The 12,951-nt window shown below is 66.5% G+C and carries 13 protein-coding genes; 9 read left to right on the top strand and 4 right to left on the bottom strand.

Going from position 1 to position 12,951, the window contains the following annotated elements; all coding sequences use genetic code 11:
* Positions 1–10: 10 nt before the first annotated feature.
* Positions 11–958 (bottom strand): class A beta-lactamase, encoded by a 948-nt coding sequence (bla, locus tag Y88_RS12550; protein WP_018075508.1) that lies wholly within the window; start codon positions 956–958, stop codon positions 11–13.
* 145 nt (positions 959–1,103) lie between these two features.
* Here bla and Y88_RS12545 point away from each other — a divergent pair, with 145 nt between their 5' ends.
* The 3 genes from Y88_RS12545 to Y88_RS12535 are packed head-to-tail and all read left to right on the top strand — an operon-like array spanning position 1,104 to position 3,404.
* Positions 1,104–2,330 (top strand): toxic anion resistance protein, encoded by a 1,227-nt coding sequence (locus tag Y88_RS12545; RefSeq protein ID WP_008069857.1) that lies wholly within the window; start codon positions 1,104–1,106, stop codon positions 2,328–2,330.
* Position 2,331: 1 nt separating this feature from the next.
* Positions 2,332–3,099 (top strand): hypothetical protein, encoded by a 768-nt coding sequence (locus tag Y88_RS12540; RefSeq protein ID WP_008069855.1) that lies wholly within the window; start codon positions 2,332–2,334, stop codon positions 3,097–3,099.
* A complete protein-coding gene (locus tag Y88_RS12535; RefSeq protein WP_008069853.1) occupies positions 3,099–3,404 on the top strand; it encodes a polyhydroxyalkanoic acid system family protein in 306 nt (101 codons plus the stop codon). Before Y88_RS12540 ends, Y88_RS12535 begins: the two co-directional genes overlap by 1 nt.
* A 6-nt stretch (positions 3,405–3,410) precedes the next feature.
* Here Y88_RS12535 and Y88_RS12530 read toward each other — a convergent pair whose 3' ends face one another.
* Together Y88_RS12530 and Y88_RS12525 are read right to left on the bottom strand one after the other, a co-directional pair.
* Positions 3,411–4,115 (bottom strand): TonB family protein, encoded by a 705-nt coding sequence (locus tag Y88_RS12530; RefSeq protein WP_232281057.1) that lies wholly within the window; start codon positions 4,113–4,115, stop codon positions 3,411–3,413.
* Between the two features lie 65 nt (positions 4,116–4,180).
* Positions 4,181–5,206 (bottom strand): NAD-dependent epimerase, encoded by a 1,026-nt coding sequence (locus Y88_RS12525; RefSeq protein ID WP_008069849.1) that lies wholly within the window; start codon positions 5,204–5,206, stop codon positions 4,181–4,183.
* On the opposite strand from Y88_RS12525, the gene Y88_RS12520 reads away from it, so the two are divergent.
* The 6 genes from Y88_RS12520 (at position 5,184) to Y88_RS12495 (ending at position 12,126) form a co-directional block, all read left to right on the top strand.
* Complete coding sequence (locus Y88_RS12520) at positions 5,184–6,143, top strand: capsular polysaccharide export protein, LipB/KpsS family (RefSeq protein ID WP_008069847.1); 960 nt, start codon at positions 5,184–5,186, stop codon at positions 6,141–6,143. The two genes, Y88_RS12525 and Y88_RS12520, sit on opposite strands and share 23 nt — an antisense overlap.
* A gap of 205 nt (positions 6,144–6,348) precedes the next feature.
* Positions 6,349–7,788, top strand: coding sequence for a capsule biosynthesis protein (locus tag Y88_RS12515; protein ID WP_008069838.1), 1,440 nt, complete (start codon positions 6,349–6,351; stop codon positions 7,786–7,788).
* A gap of 150 nt (positions 7,789–7,938) precedes the next feature.
* Positions 7,939–9,018, top strand: a complete 1,080-nt coding sequence (gene bioB, locus Y88_RS12510) for a biotin synthase BioB (protein WP_008069836.1) — start codon at positions 7,939–7,941, stop codon at positions 9,016–9,018.
* 32 nt (positions 9,019–9,050) lie between these two features.
* Positions 9,051–10,238, top strand: coding sequence for an 8-amino-7-oxononanoate synthase (locus Y88_RS12505; protein ID WP_008069835.1), 1,188 nt, complete (start codon positions 9,051–9,053; stop codon positions 10,236–10,238).
* Positions 10,235–10,873, top strand: a complete 639-nt coding sequence (gene bioD / locus Y88_RS12500) for a dethiobiotin synthase (protein WP_008069834.1) — start codon at positions 10,235–10,237, stop codon at positions 10,871–10,873. The genes Y88_RS12505 and bioD overlap by 4 nt, the downstream gene beginning before the upstream one ends.
* Positions 10,870–12,126, top strand: coding sequence for an adenosylmethionine--8-amino-7-oxononanoate transaminase (locus Y88_RS12495; RefSeq protein WP_008069833.1), 1,257 nt, complete (start codon positions 10,870–10,872; stop codon positions 12,124–12,126). The genes bioD and Y88_RS12495 overlap by 4 nt, the downstream gene beginning before the upstream one ends.
* A 13-nt stretch (positions 12,127–12,139) precedes the next feature.
* On the opposite strand, the gene Y88_RS12490 is transcribed toward Y88_RS12495, so the two are convergent.
* Positions 12,140–12,847: a peptidylprolyl isomerase gene (locus Y88_RS12490; RefSeq protein ID WP_008069832.1), complete on the bottom strand. Its 708-nt coding sequence runs from the start codon at positions 12,845–12,847 to the stop codon at positions 12,140–12,142.
* Between the last annotated feature and the right edge of the window lie 104 nt (positions 12,848–12,951).

Raw genomic sequence — 12,951 nt, 5'->3', positions numbered from 1 at the left:
GGCACCGGGATCACCACGAGGTCGGATCGGCCGCGATCCGCGCCACTTCGGCGAGCACGGTTTCGCTGGCCGGAGCGATCGCATCGAGCTGTCCGGCCGGTTCGTAATAGGCGGTGACCGCGATCGGCGCGGAAAAGCGGGCGTGATCGGCCGGAGGCGCAAGGACGAGCGCAATGTCGTTGACATGGGCGGGGAACCGCGGATCGGCAAAAGTCCCGGTCTTGTCGCCGCCTTGCCATTGCGCGGGCAGCCCGGCGCGCAACCGCGCAAGACCGGTTCCGCACGCCTTCATCCAGCCCCAGAGTTGCGCGCGCGAAGCGGAAGTCAGCACGGTCCCGGTCGTCAGTGCGGACACCGTGCGCGCCATCGCCATCGGCGTGGTGGTGTCGCGCACATCACCGGCATAGACGCGATTGAGCGAAATCTCATGACGGTCGAGCCGGCTGTCCGTGTCGCCGACCTGTCGCCAGAACGCGGTGAGCGCCTCTGGCCCCCCGAGCCGGTCGAGCAACAGATTGGCGGCAAGATTGTCGCTCGTTTCCAGAGCCGCCTGCGCGAGCGCGAGGACAGGGAGACAGCCCTTCCCCGCCGCATCCCCCGTCCGGGGCGAGGCAGGCAGGACGTCGATGATCGAATAATAGAGCGTTTCCGCGCCATCGAGCCGTCCGGCCTCGATCTCGCGCAGGACAAGCGCGGCAAGCGAAAGCTTGAACGTCGAACACAGGGCAAAGCGTTCGTCCCCGCGCCACCCGAAACCACGCCCGCTCCGGCTGTCGAGCACGAACGCGCCGAGCCGTCCCCCGGCGCGCGTTTCGAGCGCGGACAGCCGGGCGACACCGGCCGGAACGGCTGACGCAGGCCGGGAGGCCGCATAGGCAGGTTCGGCAAGACCGAAAGGGACGCAAACAGCGCCGAGCGCGCCCAGAACTTGACGACGATGCAGGTGAATGCGGTTCATGACCGCCACGCTATCCGCCGCCGCCCCGTTTCGGCAAGCCGCCCCAGCCCAATCGACGAACCGCCGCCCATCATCGACGGCCCCCCTTGCCCTCGTTCCCGGCAAGAGCCATTTTCCGGAACGACATATCCTCCTGCAGAGTGCGATGATGGCCACCAACGGCACCGACGACGCCCCCGCGATTACCCTGACGCCCCCGGACCTGACCCCGCCCGATCCGGTGCCTGTGGTTACCCCGCAACAGGCGGCGGGACTGGTGCCGATCGACGAAGGCACGCGCTCGAAGCTCGACGAGCGGGTCGAGGCCTTCGTCGCTGAACTTGTCGCCCAGGATGCCTCGAGCCCCGAATTCGGCAAGCGCGTCGACCAGTTGACCGCCATGGGTGGCAAGGAAATCGCGGCGGCGGCATCGATGTCGAACCGCTTTCTCGACCGCCCGATCCGCGCGATCGACAAGGACAGCGGCGTCGGCGCCGATCTGGCCGCGTTGCGCCGCACGGTCGAAGATCTCGATCCCGGCAAGCACGGCGTGACCGGCGGCGGGCGCAAGCTGTTGGGCTTCCTGCCTTTCGGCAATGGGGTGAAACGCTATTTCGACGGCTATGTCTCTGCACAAGGGCATATCAAGGCGATCCTCGACCGTCTCGCCTCGGGCAAGGACGAACTGCTCAAGGACAATGCCGCGATCGACGTCGAACGGCAGAAGCTGTGGGAAGCGATGGGCAAGCTGGAGCAGATGATCCACATCGCCCGCACGCTCGACGCCCGGCTCGAGGATGCCGCCGTCCAATGCGATTCTGTCGACCCCGCCAAGGGCAAGGCGATCCGGGAAAGCGCGCTGTTCTACACCCGCCAGCGGACGCAGGACCTGCTGACACAGATGGCGGTGACGGTTCAGGGCTATCTCGCGCTCGATCTGGTCAAGAAGAACAACGTCGAACTGGTGAAGGGCGTCGACCGCGCGAGCACGACGACGGTCGCGGCCCTGCGCACCGCCGTCACCGTCGCACAGGCGATGACCAACCAGAAACTGGTCCTGCAACAGATCACCGCGCTCAACACCACGACTGCAAACATCATCGATTCGACCGGACAGATGCTGCGCGAGAACACCGCGCGCATTCACGAAATGGCCGCATCGAGCACTTTGCCGGTCGAAACCCTGCAAAAGGCGTTCCAGAACATCTATGACACCATGGATTCGATCGACACGTTCAAGGTGAAGGCGCTCGATTCCATGAAGCAGACGATCACCACGCTCTCCGACGAAGTCGAGAAGTCGAAGGGCTATATCGCCCGCTCGCAGGGAAGCAGCACTTCCGGAACATCGGCCACCGAAACGCCCTCGTTCCTGCTTGCGCCGGAAGCCTGAGATGGCGGGTACAGCCGGGGACTCGGATCGTATTCTGGCGTCCGCGCGCGCCTCGCTCGATCATCAGCGGGCAGGCGGGCGGCGGATCGCAGCCCGTTCGATCGGACGCCGTTCTGCCGAGATCAAGCGGCAGCACGTCCTGCGCAAGCTCGTTCGGGCAAGCCTTGCCGTCGGGGTGATCCTCTTTGGCGCGACCGTCGCGGGGCTTGCCGTGGGCGGCATCGGCCTTGGCGGCTTTGTCCTCACCATCCTCGTGCTGGTACTGGCGGTCGGCTTCCTCGCGGTGTTCCCGCGGATGAAAGTGCCCGATCTGGGCGCGCTCAATCGTGGTGACGTGCGTGCGACCGTGGGACGGACCCAGCTCTGGCTCGAAGCCCAACGTCCGGCCCTGCCCCCGCCCTCCGCGCGGCAGATCGACGCCATCGGCACTCAGCTCGACATGCTCGGAGCCCAGCTTGCAGGCGTCGATCCGAACGAACCGGCGGTGGGCGACGTGCGCCGTCTGATCGGCGAACACCTGCCCGGTATCGTTGCAAGCTACACCCGCATTCCCCCCTCGCTTCGGGGCGAGCGACGCGGAGGCCTCACGGCCGACGAACAGCTCGGCGAAGGGCTGACGCGCATTGGCGGCGAGATCGACGAACTGTCGCGCAGGCTGGCCGAAGGCGACATCGACGCGCTCGCCACGCAGGCACGCTATCTTGACTATCGCTACGGCAACGCGCTTGAGGACATGTCCGTTCTCCCCGACCTGAGCAGCAAGGCCTGATGCGCATCGAAATTCCCCACAGTCTCGCCAAGGACGAAATCCGCCGCCGCATCGACGGCAAGATGGACAAGGCCGAAGCCAAGGCAGGCGCGCTGATCGGTGGTCCGCTGACGCTGGCGATGACATGGGTCGACGAGGACAATCTCGCGGTCGAAGCGGCGGCGATGGGCTATACCGTCCCCTGCACGCTCGAAATCGCCGAAGCCATGCTGATTTTCGAAGTCGAGATCCCCTCGGGACTGGGCTTTGCGCGCGGCATGATCGGCAACATGATCCGCGACCGGGGCGAACGCCTGATCGGCTGAACAGGATCAGTTCCAGAAAAACCGCTGTTGCCAGCCGAACGGCGCCTCCACCGGTTGCCCGTTCTGATCGAGCGCGGGACGAAAGCGGAAACGTTCGACGGCAAGGCGGCAGGTGATCGTGTCGGCATCGGGATCGCCGCTCGGTTGGTGAACGTGACAGGCCGTAACGCGTCCGTCAGTGCCCACGGTCAGGACCACGATCACACTCGTTCCCAGCCGTTTGGACCGCCCTTCCTTGGGGTAATCCCGTTCGGCAAGGTCGCCCGCGATCTTCACCGGCCGCGTCGCGACATAGCGCCCGCCGCTGCCATTGCCCTCCCCCCCGCTGCCCGGACCATTGCCCGCGCCCGCGCCGCCGGTTCCGGCCCCCTGGGCACTCGCCCCCGAACGCGTGGCGTCCCCGGTTCCGGCAACGGTCGGGGCCTGTGGTGCGGGAATGGGAAGCCGGGCAGGCGCGGCAATAATCTGATCGGCCAAAGCCTTGCGCCCGGCTGCGCCCGAGGCCCCTTCGGTTTCGTGCCGGGCCACCGGTTGGGTGCGGTCGGGTGGCGGCTTGTCGGCAACGATCATTGCCGACAGGGCCGGTGCCAGCCCGACGCGCTCGGCCAGTGCCTCGACGCCTCCGAATGCGCGGATCAGGCCGAGCCCGAGCAGCCCATGGAGGGCCGCGATGCCCACAAGCAGCCCTGCCCTCGCTCGCCGCGAGAGCATCGGGCTATCCGAAAAACGACCGGAACCGGGAGAACCGCGAGCCATGGACGCACGTCCGTTCCCGTTCAGCCGATACGATAGTAATCGCGGAACCATTCGACGAAGGCCGCAACCCCCTCGGGCACGCCGACTCTGGGCCGATAGCCGAGATCGCGTTCAAGGTCCGACACGTCCGCAAAGGTGTCGGGCGCGTCGCCCGGCTGCAGGGGCAGCAGGTTGCGTTCCGCCTTGCGCCCGAGCGCCTGTTCCAGCGCGTCGATGTAATCGCCAAGGTTGACCGGATGGTTGTTGCCGATGTTGTAGATCCGATAGGGCGCGTCGCTGGTCGCCGGATCGGGGTGATAGGGGTCCCATTTGGGATCGGGCGCGGCAGGCCGGTCGATCGCGCGGATCACCCCTTCGACAATGTCGGAAACATAAGTGAAATCGCGGGTGTGGTGGCCGTGATTGAAGACGTCGATCGGACGTCCGTCGACAATGGCGCGGGCAAAGCGGAAAAGCGCCATGTCCGGGCGTCCCCACGGGCCATAGACGGTAAAGAACCGCAGGCCCGTCGTCGGCAGGCGGAAAAGATGGCTATAGCTGTGCGCCATCGCCTCGTTCGCCTTTTTCGTCGCGGCATAGAACTGCAACGGGTGGTCGGTGCCCGCGTGCTCGCTGTAGGGCATGGTGCGGTTGGCACCATAGACCGAGCTGGTCGAGGCATAGACCAGATGCTCGATCCCGCCGTGGCGACAGGCTTCGAGAATGTTGGTAAACCCGACCAGATTGCTTTCCACATAGGACAGCGGGTTTTCGAGCGAATGACGCACCCCCGCTTGCGCGGCAAGGTGGACCACCCGGCGGATCGGATGATCGGCAAAGAGCCGCTCCACCGCCGCGCGATCGGCCAGATTGGCGCGCAGGAACGCATAGCCGACATTGTGGCGCCGCGCCGCATCCTCGAGCGCATGCAGCCGCGCTTCCTTGATCGTCGGGTCGTAATAGTCGTTGACGACATCGATCCCGATGACGTCGTCCCCGCGCGCCATCAGGGCGAGCGCGGTGTGAAACCCGATAAAGCCGGCATTGCCGGTAACAAGGATTGCCAAGGTACCATCTCCAAGGCTGCGACAGCGGTTCGTCGCTACCGGAACCATCGGCCCTTGCGAAGCAGGAAAACCCGACCTCATTCCCCCACGCTCGATCGTCCTTGACGACACCGGCATCTATTTCGACGCCACGCACCCCTCGGGGCTCGAATGCCTGCTGGGCGAAACCCGCTTCGATGCAGCCTTGCTGGCCCGGGCCGCAGCCCTGCGCCGGTTCATCGTCGACAAGGCACTGACCAAGTACAATGTCGAAAGCCATGTGCCGCCCGGATGGGTCACCGGCGGGCGCCCCGTCGTTCTGGTCCCCGGCCAGGTCGAAAGCGATGCCTCGATCGCGCTGGGCGGTGCGGCCATCAGGACCAATATGGAGCTTTTGGCGACCGCCCGCAAAGCGCGGCCCGATGCCTTTCTGGTCTACAAGCCCCACCCCGACGTGATGAGCGGCAACCGGCGCGGACGAGTGGCGCGCGAGGCCGCGCTCGACCATGCCGACCATGTCGAAACGCAGGCTTCCATCGTCGCCTGCCTTGCCCATGCCGACGAATTGCACACGATCACCTCGCAGGCCGGGTTCGACGCACTCTTGCGCGGGGTCAAAGTGGTGACGCACGGCGCCCCGTTCTATGCGGGCTGGGGCCTGACCGAGGATTACGCCGGGGACCATCCCGCGCTTGCCCGGCGCGGGCGAAGGCTTTCGCTCGACGAACTCGTCGCCGGGGCGCTGCTGCTCTATCCCCGCTATTGGGACCCGCACCTTGCCGCTTTCGTCGAGGCCGAAGCTGCCGTGACGACCATTGCCGCCGAACGCGAACGCCTTGCGAACGGTGGCGCGCCGGAACGCCTGTTGCGCGGGTTCTGGCGACGACAGGGGCGCAAGGCCACCGTCCTTGCCCGCGCATGGCTGATCCCGCACCGGAACCGCCTATCCCCACCGTGACGTCAAATGACGCACGGCTGCAATGATCCTCGCCTAGAGGAGGCCGGGTATCCGGCACGGATCAAGCCATGGCTTCAAATCGGTGCCTTAAGTGTTTGTCATAGATCAGCAAGATTGGGCACACATTTCCCGGTCCGGCGGTCGGGCGAAATGATGTGCGGCATCGCGGGACTGGGCGGTCCCCGATCCGAACAAGGGGCATCTGGTGATCGAAGGGGGCATCAAGGCATTCGCAGGGCGCAAGGTGCTCCTGCTCCAGGGCCCGGTCGGCCCCTTCTTTGCCCGATTCGCGAAAGACTTGCGCGCGGCGGGTGCCGATGTCCGGAAAATCAATTTTCACGGCGGCGACTGGCTCTTCCAACCCAACGGCACGCTCTATCGCGGCACCATGGAAGACTGGCCGGAATGGCTCGCGGCCCGCATCGCGGAATGGGACATCGACATGCTGTTCCTGTTCGGCGACTGCCGCCCGGTCCACCGCGCCGCCCATGACGTCGCCACCCGGCTCGGCGTCGAGGTCGGCGTGTTCGAGGAAGGGTACCTGCGCCCCGATTTCGTCACGCTCGAACGCCACGGGGTCAACGGCAACAGCCTGCTCCCGCGCGATCCAGCCGATTACCTCGCCTCGCCGCCCCGCCAAATCGATGTGCGCGCCATGCCACGCTCGTTCTGGCCGATGGTCTGGTGGGGGTTCCTCTATTTCACCATCGGCGGTTTTACCCACGGGTTGTTCCCGCATTACCGCCATCATCGCCCGCTCACCATTCGCGAAATGTTTCCCTGGCTGCGCTCGCCGTTGCGCAAGGCACGCTATGCCTTGCGCGAACGCGGCATGACGGCCCGGATGACCGGGGAATGGTCGGGGCGGTTCTTCCTTGTCCCGCTGCAGGTCCATAACGACGCGCAAGTGCAGTTCCATGCCGATGTCGGCGGCGTCACCGGCTTCATCGTCAGCACGATCCTGTCTTTCGCCCGCCATGCTCCCGCCGACGCCGTGCTGGTGTTCAAGCATCATCCGATGGATCGTGGCTATTGCGACTATACCGCCCTTATCGGCGATACCGCGCGCGACACCGGCTGTACGGACCGGATCGCCTATATCCATGACCAGCACATGCCCACGATCCTGCCCCATTGCCGGGGCATGGTGGTGATCAACAGCACGACCGGGCTGGCCGCGATCGGCTGTGGCCGCCCGACCAAGACCGTCGGAACGGCCATCTACGACATGCCGGGCATGACTTTTCAGGGGTCGCTCGATCGCTTTTGGACCGAAGCCACCGACCATCGGCCCGATCCGGTTCTCTATGAACGTTTTCGCGCCGAACTGATCGCCGCGACGCAGATCAACGGCAACTTCTATCGTCGCCTTGACCCGGCGACCTCGGCGTCCGGACTGATCTGGACCATCGGGGGAGCCCGCACGACCGATTCGCGGCCCGCTGCGAACCACGATGCGCGCCCACAAATCATCCCGGCAGTCCCCACCGTCCGACCGGCGATCCCGCTCTTTCCGGTCGAAGGCCTGCCGGTTCCGGCAAGCCTATGGGCTCGGTCCGGGCCCGCCGAAGTCCTGCCTTTTCCGCGACGTGGCCCTCCTGCCATCCCCCCTGCCGAGCGCCCCCGCGAACGCGCCAGGACCTGATCGGCACGGCTCCCTGCGACGATCGGCCGACCCCGGCAGACCCGAAAACGGGTTTTCAGATCGTCACGCAATGCTAATGGCACGCTCAAACAGGCTTGCGCGGCTGCGTCCCCGCAGAGTCTGGCATGTCTATTGTTGAGGGAGCTTCGCATGCTTGCAGACACCGCCGTCGCACCGGCCCCGGGCGCCAACCATGCGGGCACCGATACGCGCAAACCCGTGCGCAACGACTGGACGCGCGAGGAAATCGCGGCCCTGTTCGACCTGCCCTTCACCGAACTCGTGTTCCGTGCCGCCGAAGTCCACCGCGCGCACCACCGCGCCGGGGAAGTCCAGCTGTGCACGCTGCTGTCGATCAAGACCGGCGGCTGCCCGGAAGATTGCGGCTATTGCTCGCAGTCGGTCAAAGCCGACAGCGGCGTCGAAGCGACCAAGCTGATGGACGTTCAGGCCGTGCTCCAGGCCGCTGCGCAAGCCCGCGATTCGGGATCGAAGCGGTTCTGCATGGGCGCCGCCTGGCGCAATCCCAAGGAACGCGACATGCCCGCGATCGTCGCCATGGTGAAGGGCGTGCGCGAAATGGGCATGGAAACCTGCATGACGCTGGGGATGCTCAACGATGCGCAGGCCAGCCAGCTCGCCGACGCCGGGCTCGACTATTACAACCACAACATCGATACCTCGCCTGAACGCTATGGCGAAGTGATCACCACGCGCAGCTTCGAGGACCGCATCGACACGCTCGACCGTGTCCGTGCGGCCGGAATCAACGTCTGCTCGGGCGGGATCGTCGGCATGGGTGAAACCCGCGCCGACCGCGTCGGGTTCGTCCACGCGCTCGCCACCATGGACCACCACCCCGAAAGTGTTCCGGTCAATGCGCTGGTCCCGGTCAAGGGCACCGTTCTGGGCGACATGCTCGCCGACACGCCGCTCGCCAAGATCGACGACATCGAATTCGTCCGCACCGTCGCCGTGGCGCGGATCACCATGCCGATGAGCATGGTGCGTCTGTCGGCAGGCCGCGAATCGATGAGCGAAGCGACGCAGGCGCTGTGCTTCCTTGCCGGGGCCAACTCGATCTTTACCGGCGACAAGCTGCTGACTGCGGCCAATGCCGGGGACGACGCCGACTCGGCGATGTTCGCACGCCTCGGGTTGAAGCCGATGGAAGGCGAAGAGCCCCTGCGCGCGCAGAAGGCCGGCGGCTGCGGCGGAGCGTGCGGCTGACACGCTCGATCCCCGGGCCGGAAGCGACGGCAATGACCAACGGAAACGACACGCGCGCGGACGGGCTGTGGCACGTCCACCGCGACGACCTCCCCGGACTGGCGGCACGCGGGCGCCTGCGCTCGCTCGCCCCGCGTCGGGGCTGCGACTTTGCCTCGAACGACTACCTCGCGCTGTCGATCTCGCCGCGCCTCGCTCAGGCAGTGGCCGATGCGGTCGCGCGCGGGGTTCCCGCCGGATCGGGCGGATCGCGGCTCTTGCGCGGCAACGACCCCGAGCATGAAACACTCGAAGCCGAAGCTGCCGCCTGGGCGGGCAGCGAAAGCGCGCTGTTCCTGTCCTCGGGCTATGCCGCCAATGTCGCCTTGCTGGCGACGCTGCCCCAACGCGGGGATCTCGTCATCCATGACGAGCTGATCCACGCCTCGATGCACGAAGGCTTGCGCCTGACCCGCGCGCAAGCGGTCGGCGTGCGGCACAACGATGCGCAGGCCTTTGCCGATGCCGCCGCGCAATGGCGCAAGGCAGGCCATCGCGGCCGCATCTGGTTGGCCTTCGAAACGCTCTATTCGATGGACGGCGATTGCGCGCCGATCGCAGACCTTGTCGCCGTCGCCGAACGCTACGACGCGATCATGATCATCGACGAAGCCCATGCGACCGGCGTCTATGGCCGGGACGGACGCGGGCTGGTCGCCGATCCGGCGTCGGGTCTTGCCGCCCCACTCGACGGACGGCCCGACACCATTGTCCTGCGCACCTGCGGCAAGGCGATGGGGGTCGAAGGCGCGCTGATCTGCGCCCCGGCGATCGTGCGCGACTTCCTCGTCAACCGGGGGCGCCCGTTCATCTTCTCGACGGCGCCCTCGCCGCTCATGGCCGCCGCCGTGCGCGAGGCGATCCGCATCTGCGCCGACGAACCGGAACGCCGCGTCCGCCTCGCCGCTCTTGTCGCCCATGCCGGCGCCGTGCTCGGCCCGCTCGGCGCGACCGTGACCGGAACACAGATCCTGCCGCTCATCCTGGGCGAGGACACCCGCGCCATGCAGATCGCCTCGCGCTTGCAGATCGCCGGGTTCGACGTGCGCGGCATTCGCCCGCCGACCGTTCCGCAAGGAACCGCCCGTCTTCGCATTTCCCTGACACTCAACGCCCGCATGGACGATCTCGACGCTCTCGCCGATTGCCTTGCCGCGACGCTGGTGGAGCCTGCTGCATGAGCACCTTTGTCATTACCGGAACCGATACCGGGATCGGCAAGACCGTCTTTTCCGCCGCGCTCGCCGGAGCGCTTGGCGCCCATTACTGGAAACCGGTGCAATCGGGCCTCGAAGACGGCGCCGACGCGGACACCGTCGCCACGCTGACCGGCCTTGCGCCCGAGGCGATCCTGCCCGAAGCCTATCGCCTGACCCAGCCGCTTTCGCCCCATCGCGCGGCCGAACTCGACGGCGTGGTGATCGATCCGGCCCGACTCGCCCTGCCTCCACAGCGCCCGCTGGTGGTCGAAGGCGCGGGCGGCGCGCTGGTCCCGGTCACGCGCGGCACGACTTATGCCGACATCTTCGCATGGTGGAACCTGCCGGTCATCGTCGTTGCCCGCACCGGATTGGGCACGATCAATCACAGCCTGCTGACGATCGAGGCCCTGCGCGCACGCGGCGTGCCGCTGCACGGCATCGCGTTCGTCGGTGACGCCAACGAGGACAACGAGGCGACCATTTCCGCCATGGGCCGCATCCGCCGCCTCGGCCGCCTGCCGATCGTCCCCGACCTGTCCCCGGCAACGCTGGCCGCCGCTTTCGCGGACAGCTTCGACCTGAAAGACTTCGACATGAACGCGAGCCGGGCATGAGCGCGATCTGGCACCCCTTTACCCAGCACGGCCTGGGCGAACCGATCCCGCTGGTCGAACGGGCCGAGGGCGCTGCGCTCCACACCCGTGACAGGCGCCGCGTGATCGATGCGATCTCGAGCTGGTGGGTGACGACGCATGGTCACAATCACCCCCGCATCATCGAAGCCGTCCGCGAACAGGCCCTGCGGCTCGATCAGGTGATCTTTGCCGGATGGACCCACCAACCGGCCGAGGAACTCGCTGCGGGCCTGCGCGGTCTGATGCCGCCTGCCCTGACGCGCGTGTTCTTTTCCGACAGCGGCTCGACCGCCGTCGAAGTGGCACTGAAAATGGCGCTCGGCTTCCACGCCCATACCGGCACGGGGCGCAGCCGCCTGCTCGTCATGGAGCACAGCTATCACGGCGATACCATCGGCACGATGTCGGTCGGGGAACGCGGCGTGTTCAACGCGCCTTACGATCCGCTGTTGTTCGATGTCGGCACGATCCCGTTCCCGGTCGGAGACGGCGCCAACACGCTCGAAGCTCTGGAAGCGGCCTGTCGTGACAGCCGTCCGGCCGCGCTCATCGTCGAACCGCTCATCCTGGGCGCGGGCGGCATGTTGTTCTATTCGCCCGCCGTGCTGCGCGCCATGGCCGAGATCTGCCGCGCCCACGAGGTGCTGTTCATCGCCGACGAAGTGATGACCGGATGGGGTCGCACCGGCACGCTGCTGGCCTGCGAACAAGCCCAAGTGGTGCCCGACATCCTCTGCCTTGCCAAAGGCCTGACCGGCGGATCGATGCCGCTTGCCGTGACCATGGCCAGTGAACCGGTCTATGCCGCGCACTGGTCGACCGATCGGTCGAAGACCTTTTTCCATTCCTCGAGCTTTACCGCCAACCCGATCGCCTGTGCGGCGGGGGCCGCCAATATCGCGATCTGGCGCGACGAGCCGGTGCGCGAGCGGATTGCCACGCTCGGCGCCCGGCAACAGGCCATGATCGACCGCCTGTCCGATCTGCCCGGGGTTGCCAATCCGCGCCGTTGCGGCACGATCGCCGCATTCGACGTGGTCGCGCCCGATGGCGGCTATCTCTCGTCGCTGGGGCCGCGCCTGCTCGCCTTTTTCCGCGAGGCGGACATGCTGATCCGCCCCCTGGGCAACACGGTCTATGTCCTGCCGCCCTATTGCCTGAGCGAAGAGGACCACGCGCGCGTCGAGGGCGCCATCGTGCGCGCTCTGGAAACCGTGGTCCGCGCCGCCTGAAGAACCGCTTCCCTTAACCCGGAAGCGGTTCGCGGCGGGCCGTCAGGACGCGGACAGGGTCTGCCAGCATCTGTCCTTTCATGACGCCTTCACCCAGCGTGGGTGAAATCGGCGCGTCCCAGATCTTGCGCACTACGTCCATGCCCGAAACGACGTGGCCGAACGCGGCAAACCCGGCCTGGGCCTCGGGATCGGTCGCCTTGGGATCGGCATCGAGTGCAGGCATGTCGGAAATCAGGATCGAGAAATCCGACGTCGCCGTGCCGGGGGCGAAACGCGCCATCGAAATCGTTCCGGCCTTGTGCAGCACGCCCGTCTGGCTGGTCGGTTCGTGCGCGATCGGCGGGAACAGCTTGCGGGTGTCGCGCACCCCGGCCTGAATAAGACCATTGGGCTGATCGCCCCAGGCAAGATGCATGGCTCGATAGAACGTGATGCCGTCGAACCGCTTTGTATCGACATAGTGCAGGAAATTGGCCGTCGTGACCGGCGCATGCTTGCCGTCGAGATCGAGTTCGATCGTCCCGGCGGTCGTCACCAGTGCGACCCGAACGGTATCGGCGAGCGGGATCGGCGCGGGCGCGACATCCCTGTGGGCAATGCCATGGTGCTGTGCACCATTATGCGCGGCCGGTGCCGCCGTGGCCGGAACGGCCAGCACAGCGCCGAGCAGGGGAAGAGAAGCGAAAACCGCACGCGAGGCGAATCGAAGAACAGTCATCCGCCCAGACTGCCCCAGCCTGCGCGATCCGCCAACCCGCACCAATCGGTCAACCCGCCGGACAAGATGCTGCGATCATGGTTAAATTCGGCCTGCGCGGTTCT

The sequence above is a fragment of the Novosphingobium nitrogenifigens DSM 19370 genome, assembly GCF_000192575.1.
GTDB classification, from domain to species: Bacteria; Pseudomonadota; Alphaproteobacteria; order Sphingomonadales; family Sphingomonadaceae; genus Novosphingobium; species Novosphingobium nitrogenifigens.
This window is presented reverse-complemented; position numbering and strand designations above follow the sequence as displayed.